Below are 20,149 nucleotides of genomic sequence, written 5' to 3'. Positions count from 1 at the left end.
TAAATTTAAAAAGTAATTCAAGTCTGAAAAAGACAATAATCCGAGATGCCACACTTCATTCACTGAAATGTCGGGCATTCGAAACTAAAATGCCTGGCGTGTATATGCGAAAATCCAGGCGTTTTTAAACCTAATGACTATGAAAAAAGAGCAGGAGGAGCGCGAAGGGAAAGGATACGCATAACTTCCCCCTTTACAGTAGGTGTTACCGGTTTGGCTCTGAGCATGGCCAGCAAAGGACGCATCGGGTGCTGAACCTCATACACATCCACCCCGGAAGAGTAGAATGCCGACAGATGCCCGATGAGCAGAAGGGAAGTCTGTGAGTGAGAGTGTGTGCCATGAAAAGGGTGCGAGTGCGTTATCATCACCCCATTCACATAATGGACGTGGGTGAACGCGATGATGCTTGCCTGGTACATGATAAACAGTACCAGCAAGCTCAATGCGCCTATAATTTTTTTCTTCTGCTTCACGTCCAAAAACTTATGCTATAGATTTTGAGCCGCAAAGATAGTGAATTATTCCTTAACTTTACCAAACAAGAACTCATAATCACGCTTGGCAGCCGGAACCACCCACTCTTCGGGAATGAACTTCCACTGGTTCAGCGCACGTGGTTCAATCACCTTTTTCTGCTCGAGGTACTGCATCAGATAATAGCGTAAGTCCTTATCCGTAGAATGAATAATGCGCTCCTTCAATTCATCCTGCGAGATGCCGGAACCCTTTGTCAGCAATTCGCCACCACCGTTTCCGCGATAAGAATTCACCGCCACCTTATACATTTTATCCATATCGAAAGGAGTACCGTCCGCCATACTGAGAATGGCTACCTTCTCTCCATCCGGCTTGGTCACATCCACCGTATAGACAATGCCTACCGCAGAGTCGAAATTGAAACTGAAGTTCTTGAATGAGCCCCTATCCGTAGCACCTTCACGGTGCTTCTCACGGAGGAGAAGGATATGGTCGTCTGGAGACTTCATCCGGTTAGTCCACAAACCATACGACATCTCTAGGGCATCGCGTATCTCCTTTCCCGTCAGACGCATGGTATAAAGCATATTTTCGTACTTGTACAGATTGAACATATCGTTCACAAAAATGTCTCCTTTGCAGATTTCCGCATCATAGGACAAGGGAGCCGCAAAAGAAATATCCGCCCCACTGATTGCCAGCTGCAATTCATGAATCAGGTCTATAAAAGCGGAAGAGCCGAAATAGGCAGGACGTGTGGAGATGGTCTCGGTAAAAGAACCTATCTTCTTGGAAACAAAATTCTGCACAGCTTCATATTCGGGGGCAAAGCGCTGCATGAACTCTTTGCTGACGCCGTAGTCTTTTGTATCAGACAATATGCCGTCTATCTTCTTGTCAATAACCTTGCCGTCATGCAATTTCAAGGTTATGTCTACATTACTCACAACGAGACCGTTGCTGGCAGGATCCATCACCAGTACCGAGTCACCAGCTATATTGCATATCCTCTTGCATTCGCGCGCATGGTCGTGGCCCATCAAGACAATATCGAATCCTGGCACATTACAAGCCACTTCCACCGAAGTGTTTTCGCGATACTTGCCTCCCATCAGCCGAGCATCCTGGCCGGCATGGAACATACCGATAACCAAATCCGGCTTTTCCTGTTCACGGATAATCTTCATCCATCGGCGGGCGGTCTCTTCCATATCGTCAAAACGCAACCCCTTCCACAGATTCTCTGAAAGCCATACGGGGATGGCAGGAGTTATCATGCCGAGGACAACAATTTTCACTCCTTCACGTTCCAGCACCTCATAGGGCTTGAAATAGGCTTCTCCAGTAACAGCATCCACAATATTGGCACCCAATATCGGGAAACGGCAGTCACCTACCCAACGGTCGAAAACGGCACGGCCGGTCTCTACATCATGGTTACCCATATTACCGGCATCATACCTCATGAAATTCATCATCTCCGCTGTCAGATGGGAGGCAACAGTATCTATGTAATTATAATAGTAGGCTGTGGGCTGTCCCTGCAGAATATCGCCATTGTCCAACAGAATCAGGTTTTCGCCATAAGCCTCACGTTCCTTTTGCACCAAAGCATGCACGCGCGCCAGGCTGCCGGCTGCCTCCCGACGGTGTATAAAATCGTAAGGATAATAGTTTCCATGTACATCACTGGTCTGTACGACTTTCAGCTTCACCTCTCTTTCCTGCGCAGGAAGTATGCTTGTCAGGACAAAAATCCAGATAAAAAAACAACTAAATCTTTTCATTATATTTCCTTATTTCATATATCAGTACTTTCTCACCAAGCTACTACTGCAACGGTCAGCTTACAAATAGACAAATCCAAACGGTATCGCCCGGCAACAATTTACTCCATAATTGTGACAAATATAGCGAAAAGTTGAAACCTGGAGAAAAAACAACAATTGTTTTTTGTACTTTTGGCACCTATTACAAAATGAGATACAAAATGATACAAGATTTTCATCGAATGATATCTGCCGCTCTCGGCATATCAGAAAGACAAATAAGCCCGACCCTCGGCCTGCTGGAAGACGGAGCGACAATTCCTTTCATCAGCCGTTACCGCAAGGAAGCAACGGGAGGACTGAACGAAGTGCAGATTGAGGCTATCCAGACACAATATGAGAAACTGAGCGAAACTGCCAAGCGCAAGGAAACCATTCTCAGCACCATTCAGGAACAAGGCAAACTGACTCCTGAACTCCGGAAGCGCATTGAGGAGACTTGGGACAATAACATACTGGAGGACATCTACCTCCCCTACAAGCCCAAACGAAAAACACGTGCCGAGGCGGCCCGCCAAAAGGGGCTGGAACCACTCGCCACCCTGCTGATGTTGCAGCGTGAGCCTCATCCAGAGGAACGTGCCGCCGGTTATGTGAAAGGGGACGTAAAGAATATAGAGGATGCCTTGAAGGGCGCACGGGACATCATAGCCGAGCATGTGAGTGAAGACGAGCGGGCCAGAAACAGCGTCCGGAACTCCTTTGCCCGCCAAGGCACACTGACCGCCAAGGTAGTGAAAGGCAAAGAAGAGGAAGCAGCCAAATACCGCGACTACTTCGACTGCTCCGAATCCCTGCGACGATGCAGTTCCCACCGTCTGCTCGCCATCCGGCGCGCTGAAGCGGAAGGTCTGTTGAAAGTCAGTATCAGCCCGGACGATGAGGAATGCGTAGAACGGCTGGAACGCCAATTCGTGCGAAGCAATAATTCCTGCGGACAACAAGTGGCAGAAGCCGTCCAAGACGCCTACAAACGCCTATTGAAGCCTTCCATAGAAACGGAATTCGCCACGCAAAGCAAGGAACGTGCCGACGAGGAAGCCATCAAAGTGTTTGCGGAAAATCTCCGTCAATTACTGCTGGCCTCGCCATTAGGGCAGAAGCGTGTGATGGGCATAGACCCGGGATTCCGTACGGGATGTAAAGTTGTGTGTCTCGATGCACAAGGAAATCTGCTCCACAATGAGAACATCTATCCCCACCCTCCGGTCAGCAAGCAGAAGGAAGCATTCACCAAATTGCAAATGATGCTCGAATCTTATAAGATAGATGCAGTTGCCATCGGTAACGGAACTGCCAGCCGTGAGACGGAGGAGTTCCTGAAACATCAGCGCTTCAATCGTGATGTGCAGATATTCATCGTCAGCGAGCAGGGGGCTTCCATCTATTCAGCCTCTAAAATTGCACGGGACGAGTTTCCCGAATACGATGTCACCGTGCGTGGTGCCGTGTCCATAGGCAGGCGCTTGATGGATCCGCTGGCAGAGTTGGTAAAGATTGACCCGAAATCTATTGGTGTGGGGCAATACCAGCATGATGTGGACCAGACAAAGCTGAAAAAATCACTGGACCAGACCGTAGAGAACTGTGTAAACCAGGTAGGTGTCAATCTAAACACCGCAAGCAGCCATCTGCTGACCTACATCTCCGGATTGGGGCCTCAACTGGCACAAAACATTGTGAATTATCGCACTGCCAACGGTGCTTTCACTTCCCGCAAGGAATTGATGAAAGTGCCGCGCATGGGTGCCAAGGCCTTTGAGCAATGTGCCGGCTTCCTGCGTATTCCACAAGCAAAGAATCCTCTGGACAACACCGCCGTGCATCCGGAAAGCTACTGCATCGTAGAACAGATGGCGAAGGATTTGGAATGCAGCGTAGCCGAACTGATAGCCAGCAAGGAACTGCGTCTGAAGATTAATCCGGAACGCTACCTCTCCCCTACCGTGGGTATGCCGACTCTGAAAGACATTCTGCTAGAACTGGACAAACCCGGACGTGACCCGCGCGGACCGATAAAGATATTTGAATTTGACAAGAACGTACGCACCATCAACGACCTGCGTGAAGGCATGGAACTGCCCGGTATCGTAGGAAACATTACAAACTTCGGCGCATTTGTCGACATAGGCATCAAGGAAAACGGCCTGGTACACCTCTCCCAACTCGCCGACAGATTCATATCAGACCCCAATGAAGTGGTGTCCATTCACCAGCATGTACGCGTAAAGGTAATCGGCATAGACATAGACCGGAAACGCATACAGCTGACAATGAAAGGAATGGAACAGGGATAGAGATTTAAGGATTAGGGATTAATAGTTGCTGTATTAATCCTTAATCCCTGATTCCTTATAATAATGTCTTATGATGATTACCGTACCAAGCACTAAAAGCAGTGAACACAGAATGGAGCCTTCGAACCCGAAGGTTCCTCCATTTATCAGATTTTCTTCCGGAAAGTGAAGAATCAGCAGATTCTCATTGCTGAATTCATTTCCACTGACTTTATATCCCAGAACAGAGCCTTGAATCCAGTTCCAGAACCAATGCAAAGCAATGGGAAAACAGAGGTTGCGCGTATATATATAGGAAGCCCCCAGAAAACAACCTGCCAGCACAATATTCAGAAACGGGACAAAGGTAAAACTGGGATTGAAAAGGTGCATCAACGAAAATAACACTGCTGAGATGAACAATGCCACAAACTTATCGACACCTCCATCCAGCATACGCCCCAAAATAAAACCGCGTCCGATAACCTCTTCCGTAACTGCCACTAAAAAATAAAGCAAAAGACTTGCCAACAACGAAATGGGAGAAAAAAAGACCCCTGCCACATCCACAGCCCCCAACAATAAAGACAAGCCAAAACCAACTGCATACAAGAACACGACAAACAAAGCTCCGTTCAGCAAGCTTCTGCCCCACCCCTTCAAAGACAAGCCCAAGTTCGAAAAAGAAAGTTTCCTGAAACCCAGCACCATACAAGCAGAAACAAGCCCACTGGCCAACATCAAGACTTCATTCAACATCATCAAATAGAAGCTCGCCCCGCCAGCCAGTGTCTTCAACTCCGGAAAAGCAATGGCAAAAGGCATGGCAAACAAAAACAGAAGAATCATAAAAAGCACAACAAACAGCACTATATCAACAAATGTCAGCCGAATACGCTTTGCCTTACCCGCAGCAACACGCTCTTCCTTCACTGATTCTTCTGTCTTCATTGGTATCTCATATTGATTAATATCCGACAAAAATAATAATAAAAAGAAAAAACTTCATGTATTCCTGCCAGTTTCTCCTTATATTTGAAAAATCAATCTGGAATCGACAAACATGAAACTAAAAAAAATTCTTTTAACCGTTGCCGGACTGGCGTTAATGCTGAATGCCTCGGCACAAAAATCCAAGAGATACTACGTAGCCAAACCCGGTACCTTGGTGGAACTGACGACAGAAGCGGAAGCCGATGAAATTACCCAACTGACCTTGCAGGGCAAGCTGAATGCCATAGACTTCAGGCATCTGCGGGATGAATTCAAGAACCTGCAACTACTGGACATTTCAAATGCCTCCATCAGCATGTATGCAGGCAAGAACGGAACTTATCCAAACCGTTTTTATATATATCCTGCCAATTGCATCCCGGCATACGCCTTCTGCAAGCAAGCGGATGACAGCACTTACACCGGCAAGGAGACACTGACCAGAATCATCCTTTCAGACAAGACCAAGAACATCGAGGATGCCGCCTTCAAGGGATGCAAAAACCTCAAGATATGTCAGATACGGAAAAAAACAGCTCCTAACCTGTTGTCCGAGGCATTGGTAGACAGTGTTACTGCCATATTCGTACCGCTGGGATGCAGCGACTCCTACCGCACCAAAAAGAATTGGGAAACCTTTGCCTTCATCGAAGGGGAGCCTCTGACAGTAAATGTACAGATAGGCAAAACGGGCAGCCTTGCCAGCGAACTGCTAAGAGCGGGATTACAACCCAAAGATGTCAACTTCCTGACCGTTGAAGGCAAAATGGACGAAGCCGACTTCACGCTGATACGCGACTATATGCCCAATCTGGTCTCCATCGACATGGCCAACAGTAATGCCACTGCAATCCCCGACTATACTTTCACCCAAAAGAAGTATTTGCTGAACGTGCAGCTCCCGCAAGGACTTAAAAACATCGGACAGCGCGCATTCAGTGGCTGCGGCCGTTTGTGCGGCACGCTGGTGCTTCCTGCCGGTGTAACTGCCATTGAGTACGGAGCATTTATGGGATGCGACAACCTGCGCTATGTACTTGCCACAGGAAATAAGGTAACCACGCTGGGAGACAACCTTTTCGGAGATAGTCAAGGCAAAATTATACACAAGGAGAAACAGTAATCAAACTATCCCCGCCTCAGCAAGAACAAGGAGGCTCTTTTAATAACAAAAGAAAGTGTGTCAGAATGATAGCCAAGATTCATTTTGACGCACTTTCTTTTGTCTCAATATCGCACAAGCTTTTATTAAGCAAAAAAGATACGAAAGAAAAATCGTTCCTCCATGACGGAAATATTGTTCCACCGTGGCGAAAAAATCGTTCCACCATGGTGGAACGATTTTTCCCTCATGATGGAACGATTTAAAATATGCCTATTTAACATGAATTGATATAATATCAGAAAACTGTTCATGCCTGTTATGGCGATTTCCTGCTCTTAATGGCTTGCAACAAGGATGATGTTCTACCTGGCGAACCCTATGAAATGGTCATATGAAATCCTCACACCTAACAATGTCAAGTTTTTGGATTCCACCAGTACAGAAGATACCCCTAAGCATTCTTTCAAGGCAAATAGCAAGGAAGGCAATATGATAATGACTTGTGAGAATTTCGTTGCACTTAATCCCATATCAGGCGATTCTTATACATACGATTGCAGATGAGTAACGCTTAGGATAGAAGCCAATCAAGTGATGTTATCTGTTAAAAATGGGACTACAGACCTAAGCGCAATTTTGTTTCTTAAATAATACAAAAAACACCCAGCTTTACATTACTAGACGTAAAACTGAGTGTTCTTTTTTTACAAATCACTGATTTTCAGCTTTTATTGCGGAGAGAGGGGGATTCGAACCCCCGATACCCTTTAGGGGTATACACGCTTTCCAGGCGTGCCTCTTCAACCACTCGAGCACCTCTCCTTGTTCGGGGCGCAAAAGTAAGGGAAGTTTTTGAAATTACCAAATGTTCGGGCAAATAATATTAAAAGTCTGTTCAAGCAACCACTACCAGAACGGACTTTCAACACTCAACAAAACATACTTACCATTACCGTGACCTGACTTCCCGTTTCATGAAGTATGACATACGAAAGGACAAAACAGATAACAGTAGCTTCAATCAGTCCGGTGAGTTGCAGCCCCCCCCAAAAAAAGGCCTCTGTCCCAATGGCAGCGGGCTAGAACCACTTTATCACTTTACTCTGAATGATTATACCGACGTGTGGTCGTAATAGTTCCTATTCCCGGATACTTTTCCGCCAAATAATCAAAGGCACGACGGGGAAGAAAACCTGTAATTTGAACGAAGATATATTTGCCCCGATTCATTGTTTTGAGTTTTTGAACAAAGCTAAAACAACTTTTCAACTCAAATCGTCACGCCCCAAAAAGAGAGGTAATTATGCGATTATCAAGGAAATCTCCACTTTTGGATACAACAGCACAGGAAAAAAAACAAGGAGTTTCTCATGATACCGATTGACAACGCGTTCGGGTCAAAATGGTAACTGCCGGATATATCAGCATGTCATCGTTCGAAATACCCAAACACCCAATTTCACATTTTTACGCTAAATATATAATAAAAGTAACCTATATGTAACAGCAATCTGAAAGTTATTATTTAAATTTGCAACGTTTTTTAATAGTTTAATCAAATTAATTAAAATCTCATGGCAAAAAGAATGCGATTCATTCTTTCCACAATTATGGTGATAGTTGCAATGACAGCCAAGGCTCAGGTAACTACCGCCTCATTAAGTGGAAAGGTAACAGACCCAACCAAGGAAGCCATTATCGGTGCAACAGTTCAGGCTATACACGAGCCTTCTGGAACACGATATGGCGCAATTACGAACATTGATGGTCGTTATACCATTCAAGGTATGCGAGCAGGCGGACCTTACAGTGTGGAAGTTTCTTACATCGGTTACCAAACAATGATGTTTAAGGATGTGACCCTTCAATTAGGTGAAGTCTACAATTTGAATGTACAGATGCAAGAATCATCTGAACTTCTTGACGAAGTAATCGTTACAGCTCAAAAGACTAAATTCGCTTCCGAGAAAACTGGAGCAACAACCAACATTTCCAATACACAGATTGCCAACATGCCTTCTATAAGCCGCAGCATTACCGACTATTCCCGTTTGTCTGCTTACGGTGGCAATGGTATGTCGTTTGCTGGATCTGACGGCCGTACTGCCAACTTCACAATCGATGGTGCCAATTTCAACAATAACTTCGGTTTGAGTTCTAACCTACCTGGTGGCGGCAATCCCGTCTCTATCGAGGCAATTGACGAAATTCAGATTGTCATCTCTCCGTTTGACGTACGCCAGACCAACTTCATTGGTGGCGGTATCAATGCCATTACCAAATCTGGTACTAACACTTATAAGGGTACAGCTTATGTTTATCACCAAAATGAAAACATGCGCGGTGACGCCATTGACCGTGAAGCAATTTCCGGTGCTCGCGAGAAAGACCAGTCTACTACATACGGCTTTACTATCGGTGGTCCAATAATCAAGGACAAGCTCTTCTTCTTTGCAAACGGCGAGATGCGGAACACTCCGGCAATCGCCAATCGTTGGCGTGCCTCCGAAGACGGAGTTGCCAATGCAGATGCTTACATCTCACGTGCAACTGTTGCCGATTTGCAGACAGTATCCGACATAGCAAAAGAAAAATATGGCTATGACACCGGTTCGTTCAGCAGCTTCCCTTCTGACAATAAGAATACTAAATTATTGGCACGTATAGACTGGAACATCAACAACAACCATCACTTGGCTTTGCGTTATAACTATACCAAGAATATCATATGGAATAGCCCTAACTCTTCCTCTATGGACGGTGGTACTCGCATGTCGGGTGGTCGTACTTCACAGTATGCCATGTCGTATGCCAACTCCATGTATTCAATGGACAACCTGGTACATTCAGTGTCTTTCGACCTTAACAGCCGCTTCTCCGCTGCCTTGTCCAACCAGTTTTTGGCAACATTCTCTAAGTTGGATGACGTACGTGGTACCAATTCCAGCATTTTCCCGTTTGTCGATATCTTGAAAGACAATCAGAACTACATTTCTTTTGGTGAAGAACTTTTCACTTACAATAACGCAGTCCACAACACAGTATGGAACATTAAGGACGATGTAACTTACTATGCCGGCAATCATAAAATCATGGTTGGCTTGAACTATGAGCATCAAATGGCCGACAACCAGTATCTCCGTAACGGTACAGGATATTACCGCTATACCAGCCTGGATGACTTTATTCAAGGAGCTGCTCCGGAAATTGTATGTTTGACTTATGGCTATAACGGTGAAAACGAACCTGCATCACGTGTTCAGTACAATAAATTGGGCTTCTACTTGCAAGACGAATGGAACGTACGCTCTGATTTCAAGGTTACAGCAGGAATACGCTTCGATGGACTCTTCTTTGATAATAGTGACTTGATGACCAACAATGCTATTCTCAATCTCGACTACAACGGTCGTCATATCGATACCGGCAAATGGCCAGGAAGCTCATTGACAGTATCTCCTCGTGTAGGTTTTACTTGGGATATTTTGGGAGACAACACTTTGAAGCTGCGTGGTGGTAGCGGTTTGTTCTCCGGACGTCTGCCTTTGGTATTCTTTACCAATATGCCTACCAATGGCGGTATGATTCAATATCAGGCACAGATTAATGCCAAGAATGCAGCAGACAAAGGTTTCACTATGGATGAATTCAAAGGTGGAATCCTTGGTACAGAAGCTCTGAAACAAAAGCTTTATGATTTGGGGTATCCTAAGACAATCACACCGGAGGACGGTACAGTTCCTTCAAGCATTTGCGGTGTCGATCCCGACTTTAAAATGCCACAGGTCTGGAAGTCTTCAATTGCTGTAGATTATACAGTACCCGTATCATTCCCATTGAACGTAACGGTAGAGGGAATCTACAACAAGACTCTAAATGCCGCCATGTTGAGAGACTGGAGCCAGAAAGACGTAAACGGCTTTACACGCTTCAATGGTGCTGATAACCGTCCTGTATTCCCGTCCGACGCTACTTATACGAACGAAGCCGGCAAGAGTCTGCCAAGTGCTTACATGCTTGAGAATACAAGTCGTGGTTATGGATGGTCGACCAGCATTACCGTGAACGCAACGCCTGCCAAATGGATCAATTTGATGGCTGCTTATACGCATACAGTATCCAAAGAGGTGACTTCACTTCCGGGTTCCAATGCGTCATCAGTACTCAACTACCTTTCTACATACGAAGGTGTCAACAACTTCCGTTTGCACAATGGCCTTAACGTTACTCCCGACCGTTTCATTGCAAGTGCCACTATCAACGACAAGAGTGGCAACCACTATAGTTTTATTTACGAAACTTGGCGTGGCGGTTACAATTACTCTTACATGCTTGCCAACGACATGAATGGTGACGGTTATAATTACGATGCTATTTATATTCCTACAGACAAGCAAGTTGCCGATGGTTCATTCCGTTTCGTCAGCGAGGATGACAAGACACGCTTCATGGATTATGTACACAACAACTCATACCTTAAGAATAATCAGGGTAAATATGCTGAACCTAACAGCCTTTATTCTCCTTGGGTACACCGTATAGATTTCTCTTATAAGCACGATTTCAACTTAAATGTACGTGGTGCCAAGCACAAATTGCAGTTGAGCTTTGACATGAAGAACGTGCTTAACTTCTTCAATTCAAGCTGGGGAGTAAGTAAGCATTTGAATCCTGCTATCGGTAACGAAGCCCGTATCTTGAAGTATGAAGGTGTAGACGCTGAAGGTTTTGCTACATTCTCAACTCCGACGTCTATAAATGGCAACACCAAGACTTGGACTCTCAACCATGCTATCGGTCAGTGCTGGTATGCTTCTATCGGTATTAAGTATTGTTTTAACTGATTATCAAATTAAGAATAATTGAAGAAAATGAAAAAACATCTATTTATAGTACTTGCTGCTGTGATTTCTCTTTTCTCAAGCTGCGCTGAAGATGATGCAGCAATAGGCTTGTCAGGATTGAAAGTTTCACAGTCGTATGTTGCGCTGCCGATTGAAGGAGGTAGCACCGACATTACAATTGAATCGAAGTCCGAATGGATTATCACAGGTAACGACAAGGCCGATTGGCTTACCATCTCTACTACTCAAGGTCTTCAAGGCGAAAGCAAAATCACATTCTCTGCTGATGAAGCTGTGGATGGCCGTTCAGTGGAACTGAAGCTGAGCAGTGCCAATGAAACTCAGAACTTGACTATCATGCAAGGCTTGCCAGTCATTTCGGAAGCTACTTGTGCCGAGGTAATAGCCGGTCCCGAAAAGAAGATTTATAAAGTGACCGGTGTTGTTTCAAATATTTCCAACACCGTTTACGGCAACTGGAATATTGTGGATGCCACCGGTAAGGTTTACGTCTATGGTACTTTGGATGCCAAAGGCAATGAGAAGAATTTTGCCAGCCTTGGTCTGGAAGAAGGTGATGAAGTAACAATACAAGGTCCTAAAGAAAGCTACCAAGGTACTCCTCAGCTTAAAAATGTTACTGTGCTCAAGATTAACAAATCGCTCATCAAGGTCGACTCTGTCTACAATGATGTACTTCCGGTTGAGGGTGGTATCTTCGAAGCATACATTATAACCAAAGGTGACGGCGTTTCTGTAGAAATTCCTGAGGATGCCAAAGAATGGTTGTCTATTGTCTCTATCGACCAGAACGGTACAGATGCTTGCGTGAAGTTCCAGGCTGCCCGAAACGAAGGTGGTGACCGTTCAACCAGCATTACATTCCGCACTACTGACGGTAAGAAAGATTACACAAGCAAGACTGAACTCTCACAGAAGGGCGCTATTGTGGAAGCTACTGTTGCTGAATTCATTGCCGCCGAGGTTGGTGCTACACAATACCGCATTAGTGGTGTAGTAACCAAGATTGCTAATGAAAAATATGGTAATATCTACATCAAGGATTTCTCGGGTGATGTATATATCTATGGTATCAAAGATTTTGCTGATTCTAATATCAAGGAAGGTGATATTGTAACTCTCGTTGGTCCACGTGCCGAATACAAAGGTACTCCGCAGATGACCAATGCCGTTGCAGAGGACGTGAAGAGTGTAAAAGCAGTTACTGTTGCCGAATTCCTTGAAAAAGAAGAAAGTACTTCACAATATTACCAGTTGACCGGTACTGTATCAAATATCGCAAATACCGTTTATGGTAATTTTGATATTACAGATGAAAGCGGCAAAGTATATGTTTATGGTCTTCTTACAGGCTGGAATGGCGCAAGCAAACAGTTCGAATCACTGGGTATTGTTGAAGGTGATAAGATTACTATATGCGGTGTTCGTGCCAGCTACAGAGATTCCGATCAAGTGGGAAGCGGATTCTTCATTTCTAAAGTGACTGAATAAAGAATTTTGTATCATACAGTAAATCCGCAATGTCATCTACATACACAGTGATGGCAGTGCGGATTTCTTTTAATAATTATATGTCATGAATAAAAGATATTACAATCTGATTTTAGCGATTTGCTTGTTGCTGCCATTGTTCTGTGGATGTAGTTCAGATGATTCTTCAGAAATGAGCGAACATCCCACTATCAATGACATCCAACTCACTGAACAGGGTTCCAAGCGTGAAGTACTATATGCTATTGATGGCGGCAAAGGCTTAACATTGGATGAATCAATCCGTTCTCAAATCAATATTGCAGCAAATAAGACTATTTCCGGTAACGGATTCACCTTTTCAGAAGAATTTGATACTAATGACCTATCGTCACTTCCCGATTACTCCACCGTAAAGCAATGGAGTGACAAGGCTGTGGCAAAAGCAAAAACTTCTTATTGGGTACGCTATCAGCTTCCTTCACAAGTTGCCATGTTCAAGCTCCGCATCGCATACATTGACGGAATAAATGTAGGAGTGGAACACAATGCAGCCCAAAGAATTGTGATAGAAAACAAAAATATGAATATATCCACCCAAGGACAAAATTATGTGACAGAATACGAAATACCACATCTTATGGAGGATAATACCTACGTGGAGCATGAAGTTACAGTCGGTGGCAACAAGGTGCTTAACTATGCAATGGAATGGAACGACCACATGAAACATTCTCGCTGGGTGGCCTATAGCTACGATGCCATTACAGGTGCAAAAAATGTAACCAGAAGTGATGATGCCTGGGCAGTAGACCCATTGCTACCGGAGAGCATGAGGGTTGACAACAGCTGGCATACCAATGATGGGTTCGACCGAGGACATCTCTGTGCCTCCGATGACCGTTCTTTTTCTACAGAAGCCAATAAGCAGACTTTCTACTTCAGCAACATGAGCCCACAACTCAACTCATTTAATAGCGGTTACTGGGTTACCTTCGAGCAGTTACTCAATTCATGGGCGCGCAAAGGCAATGTCTTTGGAAGTACATACGACAAAATCTATGTGGCAAAAGGCGGTACGCTCGACAAGCTTTTGACCGATTATAAGGGAACTAAGGCAGGAGGAGATGGAGTGATGCCTGCTACAGACTCAAAGGGGTTCACATCAAAAGGATTGCCTGTTCCGCAATATTACTTCATCGCCATATTAGCTCATCGTGCCAATCAGCTTGTTGACATAGCTACATCATATCAGGCCATCGGTTTTTGGGTGGAACATCGTGATGATTACGGCTATACTCTCGAACATCCGCTGAATAGGAATGACGCCCAAGCAAAAGCCATCAGCATTGATGAACTTGAAAAAAAGACAGGCATAGACTTCTTCTGCAATCTTCCCGATTATATTGAGGATGAAGTGGAAAGTAGCTATAATGTCGACGATTGGACCTGGTAGTATCATGTGTTATCCACAAAAAAATATTCGTGAATCCAAACATAAACAACGATATTACAGCATTACTTTATCGGCATTAAAGTGATACTTTATCGGTATCACAGCGATACTTTATTTCAAATAAATATAAAGTAGGAACATTCGGTAAATGTCCCTAAAACGTAAGATGGCATATAAAGTGATAGAATATAATCACTTTATATGCCATTGTTATTGTCCTTTTTCTGGGTCACTCGTAGATTCTAGTGGGGTTATGCATAAATTTTAGTTAGTCTATACAAGAAAAACGGTATATCTATAACTCCTCTAAATTGTGCTCTGAGCTGTTTTATTTTCGCGTTAAACGATTCTGCTGCCGCATTTGATGCCCTATGAATACAGAAGTCTAATATTTCCTCACTTCTGTCATATAATGTAGCTGCTATGGTGTTAAACGAGTCAAACCCTGATTGCTCTACTTCCTGATACCACTTCGCCAAATTGGTTCTTGCTCCTGCCTTTATCAATCGTTTATTAAAAATCATCCTTAAAGAATGACTAAGGCAATATGCCCGTTTAATATCCGGATATTCTCTGAATAATATTGCAGCTCTGCGTTTCTGTGATTCAGTCCATTTTTCAGCAGATTTGAAAAGCAGATATCGGCTCCTCGCCAATAGCTCCTTACGTGTGTCGCCATTCTCAAAAGTAGGAGAAAGATATTTCTTCTTTAATCCTTTCGCTTCCTGTCTGGCCTCTGTTTCTTCTTGTATAGCTTCCCAGCGATGTCTGATTCTGATTTCTTGTACAGCATCACAAGCTAACTTTTGAATGTGGAAGCGGTCTATCACACGGATAGCTGAAGTGAAGCATCTGCGAACAATTTTGCGCATGCTTTCTGACAAGTCAAGTTTCCTTGCCTCTTACTATTGGACGTACATAATGGCGGTCAATGCTGACGATGCGGTCACTGACTTTCTTCCCTTCAAACATTTACTTTTCCTGTACAAAAACCTTTCTGATGATGGAAAGACGCTTCTGGTAATCCTGAGTATAGCGGAGTAAGGTTCCGTACTCTCGATGAATCTCATCTCTCTATATGAGGAGTTTCTCAAGAAGTCTGATTATACGACGCTTGAGCATCCTTGTCCTTGAAGCCTTCCTTTTTCTTTTCTTGCAATAGGACAGATAGGACTCCGCTACACTCTTGTATTTGTTGCGGGGACGTCTTATGCCAAGCTCCCCACAATGCCTGCAGATATATCTGTAGAGCCATTCGAGGCTTTCCCGGAGGAGTTTCATGTCCGTAGAAAAACGCATATGACTCTCATAGCATGTAGCATCGGTCATGCACACGTGAAGGTTATCAAGATAAGGTTTCCAGTGTGAGGCCAGTATCTCTTGAAGGGAATCAATATCAAGACGGGATGCTATCTCATTACGGATGGCACTGACTATCTTATAGTTGGTTATGGGAAAAGACGGATTTATCATGATTCCGCAGAACATCTGGTAGTGTATGTTTCCGTTTAGATGTTCCACCAGATGCCTGTCAGAGAATCCGGTGTATGCTTTTAGGACTATAAGGGCAATCTTTGCGGAAGGACTGAATATATTCCTACGACCCAGATGCTGTTCAGACAGACATGCGGCTTTTGCCATACGCTCAAACGGAAAGACTGAATGAAGTGTCTGCCAAGCTCACTCTCATTAAAACTCTTGCGACATTTTTCCAGAACACCAAATTCTGTAAAGCCCAAAGTAGGGTGAATTTCTGAAATATTTTGTATCTTAGCCATATCTTTATTGAGGGATTTCCCCCGTTTGGGCTACCAAACCTCATTTTCGAGGGAATACCTACAGATACAAAAAGCCAACCAGTTCGCAATACTTTGTGTATAAATTAATTAGCTAATTTTATACTATTTACTGAATGTCCCTAAAGTAAGAAAGAACCGATTGATAATGAAATACAAACGGGAAAGTATCCGATGTCATCATTCACGAAACAACCCGTTGGCGAAATTGACTTAGCGCAATATTCAATTCTGCCAACGGGTATATTACACACTCCCCTAAGTGGTGAGTAGATAAGAAGAAATACTCAAATCAGTCATTCATCAACTTTCTATAACGTACACGGGTAGGCTCTTCTTTCCCAAGACGTTTCTGTTTATTCTCCTCATATTCTGAATATGACCCCTCAAAGAAGAACACATTGGAATCTCCTTCGAAAGCGAGAATATGCGTACAGATACGATCGAGGAACCAACGGTCGTGACTGATGACCACGGCACATCCGGCAAAGTCCTCCAAACCTTCTTCGAGGGCACGGAGCGTATTCACATCGATGTCGTTGGTGGGTTCGTCCAGTAATAGCACATTACCTTCCTCCTTCAGACATAGTGCCAGATGCAGGCGGTTGCGCTCACCACCGGAAAGTACTCCGCAAAGCTTCTCCTGATCGGCACCGGAGAAGTTGAAACGGGACAGATAGGCGCGTGCATTGATATCTCGTCCCCCCATGCGGATAAGGTCGTTTCCACCAGAGATAACCTGATATACGCTCTTGTTGGGGTCTATGTCCTTATGCTGCTGGTCCACGTAGGCCACCTTTACGGTCTCCCCTACCTCAAACTCGCCCTTGTCTGCTTTTTCCAAGCCCATAATAAGGCGGAAAAGCGTGGTCTTACCGGCACCGTTGGGACCGATGATACCCACGATGCCGTTGGGCGGAAGCATGAAGTTAAGGTCATCGAACAGCAATTTGTCGCCGAACGCCTTCGCCACATGCTTGGCTTCAATCACCTTATTACCCAGACGGGGACCGTTCGGGATAAAGATTTCCAGTTTCTCTTCCTTCTCCTTCACGTCCTCGTTCAGCAATTTGTCATAGGAGTTCAAACGCGCCTTCCCCTTTGCCTGGCGGGCCTTGGGAGCCATGCGCACCCACTCCAGCTCGCGTTCCAGCGTCTTGCGGCGCTTGCTGGCAGACTTTTCCTCCTGTTCCATACGCTTAGTCTTCTGTTCCAGCCAGCTGGAGTAGTTGCCCTTCCAAGGAATACCTTCACCACGGTCCAACTCAAGAATCCAGCCTGCTACATGGTCGAGGAAATAGCGGTCGTGCGTTACGGCAATCACTGTACCCTCATACTGCTGCAAGTGTTGTTCCAGCCAGTCGATAGATTCGGCATCAAGATGGTTGGTGGGCTCGTCGAGGAGAAGCACGTCGGGCTTCTGCAACAATAGGCGGCAGAGGGCCACACGGCGGCGCTCACCACCGGAAAGATGTTCTACGGACTGGCCTTCGGGCGGACAACGGAGGGCATCCATGGCGCGCTCCAGCTTACTGTCGAGGTTCCAGGCATCGGTCGCATCGATGATGTCCTGCAACTCGGCCTGACGGGAGAAGAGTTTGTCCATCTTGTCCTGATTCTCATAATATTCGGGCAATCCGAACTTTTGGTTGATTTCCTCGTATTCTGCGAGCGCATCCACAATGGGCTGCACACCTTCCATAACAATTTCCTTCACGGTCTTTGTGGGATCGAGGTACGGTTCCTGAGCCAGATACCCCACTGAATATCCCGGCGAGAACACCACTTCGCCTTGATAGGACTTATCCAATCCGGCGATAATCTTCAGCAGGGTCGATTTACCCGAACCGTTCAGACCGATAATGCCGATTTTTGCCCCATAGAAGAACGAGAGATAAATGTTCTTCAGTACCTGCTTGTTGTTCTGCTGAATGGTTTTATTCAGCCCAACCATAGAAAAGATAATCTTTTTATCGTCTACTGTTGCCATGTATTTAATGATTAATGTTCAGTGATTAATGATCAATATCAAGGATTAACGGGGACAAAGATAAGAAAAAAGATGGTATTGTTTTGCTAATTTCAAAAAAGTATCTATCTTTGCACCCGCTTAACAGCAATGAAGGATTGATTCGCTAGCTCAGCAGGTAGAGCACAACACTTTTAATGTTGGGGTCCTGGGTTCGAGCCCCAGGCGGATCACAATAAGATTTATCAAATCGAAGAAAACCTCTGAAAATCAACGATTTTCGGAGGTTTTACTTTTTGCCTCCTACCCCAAATCGGCGCAATATATGGCAATATCCGGTGTGCAAAAAGGGAGCAAGAAATTTTACACTGAATTTGCTCCCTTTTTAGGGGTTAGTTGGCTGCATTTCAATATTTTGCACCGATTGCGACTACTTTATACCTGCTCCCTGAAGGAGCTTCAGAGGGAACAGTATGCAGACATTACTGCACTTTTGTCAAAGTATGCCAAACTCTGAATCAGGCTTGTCAAGCACCTGTCTGCACTTTCTTTTTTAAGAATATTCCATTTGAATAATTGTTAAAAAAGGGAGCAAATCGGGGAGCAAATCAGCGAAAACCATAGAAAATATGATTTTGCTCCCTCTTTACACCCCGTTTTTCTGATGTCTTCTGGTATTTACAGATTGTAAAACTGAAAAAAATTGCGTATCTTTAAGATACCATTAAAGCCACAAGACAAAATGAAACTATCCAATGAAAGCTACTTTTCCTTGAACTTCATCGCGAGGAAAAGAGCCAACAAGGAGGGTGAGCTGCCGATAACCCTCCGTATCACGATGAACGGACAGCGTGCAGAAATATATATCAACCGCACTGTCAGACCCGATGACTGGAATGCCGCGAATGGTAAGTCAAAAGGCAAGTCAAAGAAAGACCTTGAGCTTAACCGCTATCTTGACACGGTGCGCACCAAGATCTGCGAAATCCACAACCGGCTCGTTATGCGTGACGAGCCGATAAATCCGGATGTGCTTAAACGAGCGTTCCTCGGCAAGCTCGAAAAGCCCAAGATGCTTTGCGAGGCTTTCCGTGAGGTTAACGTGAAAGTGAGGGAACAGTATGAGCGCGGCGACATCTGCAAGGCTACCGTGCTTCGCTGGGAACGCTGCGAAAAGTATCTGTCAGAATTTCTGATGATGAAAGAGAATGTGTCCGATATTCCGATGAAGAACCTTACATCGGGAATGGTGGATGACTTCGAGCATTTCCTGCGTGTAAGAAAAATGTGCGCCAACAATGCCGCCGTGAAGTATATCCGCTATCTGAAGAATGTCGTGAGGGTCGGTATCGCCAACAAGTGGATTGATGACGATCCGTTTATCGGCAAGCGTTATACCCGCACAAAGGCTGACAGGGAATTTCTGAGCGAAAACGAGCTGAAAGCGATAATGAAGCTCGACCTTACGACACTCCCCCGTCTTGACCTCGTGCGTGACACATTCGTGTTCTGCTGCTTCTGCGGACTTGCCTTCGCTGACATATCCACTCTTACGCGCGACCATATAATAAAAGATGAGAACGGCGAGGAATGGATACGCAAGGCGCGCCAGAAGACCGGCGAGGTCAGCACCATCCCCCTGCTCGATATTCCGAAAAGGATTGCAGAGAAATACCGCAACCACCCGAAAGCGGTGGCGAAGAACCTTGTGATACCGGTAATATCCAACCAGCGCATGAACTCGTACCTTGCCGAAATAGCCGACCTTGCTAAAATCGGCAAGCACCTGACGACGCACATCGCAAGACATTACGAATTGTCTTTATCGCTGAATTTGAATAGTTTGCAAAGATTCGTTTCTTGATGGGTAACGATTTAGAAACAAGCGAAGTTCTGTATTTTACCTCGTT

At 44.9% G+C, this 20,149-nt stretch carries 11 protein-coding genes, 2 tRNA genes and 2 pseudogenes; 8 read left to right on the top strand and 7 right to left on the bottom strand.

The window, feature by feature from the left end; genetic code table 11:
- Positions 1-137: 137 nt before the first annotated feature.
- Both E5355_RS16005 and E5355_RS16000 read right to left on the bottom strand, forming a co-directional pair.
- Positions 138-476 carry a hypothetical protein gene (locus E5355_RS16005; RefSeq protein ID WP_136011135.1) on the bottom strand — a complete coding sequence of 113 codons (339 nt, stop codon included), beginning with the start codon at positions 474-476 and terminating at the stop codon, positions 138-140.
- 45 nt (positions 477-521) lie between these two features.
- Positions 522-2,267 carry a bifunctional metallophosphatase/5'-nucleotidase gene (locus E5355_RS16000; protein ID WP_136011134.1) on the bottom strand — a complete coding sequence of 582 codons (1,746 nt, stop codon included), beginning with the start codon at positions 2,265-2,267 and terminating at the stop codon, positions 522-524.
- A gap of 203 nt (positions 2,268-2,470) precedes the next feature.
- On the opposite strand from E5355_RS16000, the gene E5355_RS15995 reads away from it, so the two are divergent.
- Complete coding sequence (locus E5355_RS15995) at positions 2,471-4,606, top strand: Tex family protein (protein ID WP_136011133.1); 2,136 nt, start codon at positions 2,471-2,473, stop codon at positions 4,604-4,606.
- A 33-nt stretch (positions 4,607-4,639) separates the two neighbouring features.
- Here the strand turns inward: E5355_RS15995 and E5355_RS15990 are convergent, their stop codons facing one another.
- The gene (locus E5355_RS15990; protein ID WP_136011132.1) at positions 4,640-5,536 is read right to left on the bottom strand and encodes a CPBP family intramembrane glutamic endopeptidase; all 897 of its coding nucleotides are present in this window, start codon (positions 5,534-5,536) and stop codon (positions 4,640-4,642) included.
- A 112-nt stretch (positions 5,537-5,648) separates the two neighbouring features.
- Here E5355_RS15990 and E5355_RS15985 point away from each other — a divergent pair, with 112 nt between their 5' ends.
- Entirely contained in the window at positions 5,649-6,701 is a 1,053-nt protein-coding gene (locus tag E5355_RS15985; protein ID WP_136011131.1) for a leucine-rich repeat domain-containing protein, read from the top strand.
- A 65-nt stretch (positions 6,702-6,766) separates the two neighbouring features.
- Positions 6,767-6,946, top strand: coding sequence for a hypothetical protein (locus E5355_RS15980; protein WP_136011130.1), 180 nt, complete (start codon positions 6,767-6,769; stop codon positions 6,944-6,946).
- A gap of 471 nt (positions 6,947-7,417) precedes the next feature.
- Here E5355_RS15980 and E5355_RS15970 read toward each other — a convergent pair.
- Positions 7,418-7,505 (bottom strand) — tRNA-Ser (locus tag E5355_RS15970).
- Positions 7,506-8,257: 752 nt separating this feature from the next.
- On the opposite strand from E5355_RS15970, the gene E5355_RS15965 reads away from it, so the two are divergent.
- The 3 genes from E5355_RS15965 (at position 8,258) to E5355_RS15955 (ending at position 14,474) form a co-directional block, all read left to right on the top strand.
- Positions 8,258-11,527: a TonB-dependent receptor gene (locus E5355_RS15965; protein WP_136011129.1), complete on the top strand. Its 3,270-nt coding sequence runs from the start codon at positions 8,258-8,260 to the stop codon at positions 11,525-11,527.
- Between the two features lie 27 nt (positions 11,528-11,554).
- On the top strand, positions 11,555-13,039 hold the full coding sequence (locus E5355_RS15960; RefSeq protein WP_136011128.1) for a BACON domain-containing protein: 1,485 nt from the start codon (positions 11,555-11,557) through the stop codon (positions 13,037-13,039).
- Between the two features lie 85 nt (positions 13,040-13,124).
- Positions 13,125-14,474 (top strand): DNA/RNA non-specific endonuclease, encoded by a 1,350-nt coding sequence (locus tag E5355_RS15955; protein WP_168354362.1) that lies wholly within the window; start codon positions 13,125-13,127, stop codon positions 14,472-14,474.
- A gap of 251 nt (positions 14,475-14,725) precedes the next feature.
- Here E5355_RS15955 and E5355_RS15950 read toward each other — a convergent pair.
- The 3 genes and pseudogenes from E5355_RS15950 to ettA form a co-directional block, all read right to left on the bottom strand.
- Positions 14,726-15,364 (bottom strand): annotated as a pseudogene (locus E5355_RS15950) (ISL3 family transposase); the annotation flags it as partial.
- Positions 15,363-16,252 (bottom strand): annotated as a pseudogene (locus E5355_RS15945) (transposase); the annotation flags it as partial. The pseudogenes E5355_RS15945 and E5355_RS15950, both read right to left, overlap by 2 nt.
- 310 nt (positions 16,253-16,562) lie before the next feature.
- Positions 16,563-18,260 carry an energy-dependent translational throttle protein EttA gene (gene ettA / locus E5355_RS15940; protein ID WP_136011126.1) on the bottom strand — a complete coding sequence of 566 codons (1,698 nt, stop codon included), beginning with the start codon at positions 18,258-18,260 and terminating at the stop codon, positions 16,563-16,565.
- A 139-nt stretch (positions 18,261-18,399) separates the two neighbouring features.
- On the opposite strand from ettA, the gene E5355_RS15935 reads away from it, so the two are divergent.
- Positions 18,400-18,472: transfer RNA gene (locus E5355_RS15935), tRNA-Lys, on the top strand.
- Positions 18,473-18,981: 509 nt separating this feature from the next.
- Positions 18,982-20,103: a site-specific integrase gene (locus E5355_RS19550; RefSeq protein ID WP_168354361.1), complete on the top strand. Its 1,122-nt coding sequence runs from the start codon at positions 18,982-18,984 to the stop codon at positions 20,101-20,103.
- The last annotated feature ends 46 nt before the right edge of the window (positions 20,104-20,149 follow it).

The organism is Bacteroides muris (ex Afrizal et al. 2022), from assembly GCF_004793475.1.
In the GTDB taxonomy this organism is placed as follows: Bacteria; Bacteroidota; Bacteroidia; order Bacteroidales; family Bacteroidaceae; genus Bacteroides; species Bacteroides muris.
The sequence above is the reverse complement of the archived record's forward strand: the minus strand, read 5'-3'. Positions and strand labels throughout refer to the sequence as shown.

What these genes read in the sequence shown, in the direction of transcription:
- ettA (WP_136011126.1), bottom strand. Translation starts at nt 18,260, where the DNA reads ATGGCAACAGTAGACGATAAAAAGATTATCTTTTCTATGGTTGGGCTG.
- E5355_RS15995 (WP_136011133.1), top strand. Translation starts at nt 2,471, where the DNA reads ATGATACAAGATTTTCATCGAATGATATCTGCCGCTCTCGGCATATCA.
- E5355_RS15980 (WP_136011130.1), top strand. Translation starts at nt 6,767, where the DNA reads ATGATAGCCAAGATTCATTTTGACGCACTTTCTTTTGTCTCAATATCG.
- E5355_RS15960 (WP_136011128.1), top strand. Translation starts at nt 11,555, where the DNA reads ATGAAAAAACATCTATTTATAGTACTTGCTGCTGTGATTTCTCTTTTC.
- E5355_RS19550 (WP_168354361.1), top strand. Translation starts at nt 18,982, where the DNA reads ATGAAACTATCCAATGAAAGCTACTTTTCCTTGAACTTCATCGCGAGG.
- E5355_RS15965 (WP_136011129.1), top strand. Translation starts at nt 8,258, where the DNA reads ATGGCAAAAAGAATGCGATTCATTCTTTCCACAATTATGGTGATAGTT.
- E5355_RS16000 (WP_136011134.1), bottom strand. Translation starts at nt 2,267, where the DNA reads ATGAAAAGATTTAGTTGTTTTTTTATCTGGATTTTTGTCCTGACAAGC.
- E5355_RS15955 (WP_168354362.1), top strand. Translation starts at nt 13,125, where the DNA reads ATGAATAAAAGATATTACAATCTGATTTTAGCGATTTGCTTGTTGCTG.
- E5355_RS15990 (WP_136011132.1), bottom strand. Translation starts at nt 5,536, where the DNA reads ATGAAGACAGAAGAATCAGTGAAGGAAGAGCGTGTTGCTGCGGGTAAG.
- E5355_RS15985 (WP_136011131.1), top strand. Translation starts at nt 5,649, where the DNA reads ATGAAACTAAAAAAAATTCTTTTAACCGTTGCCGGACTGGCGTTAATG.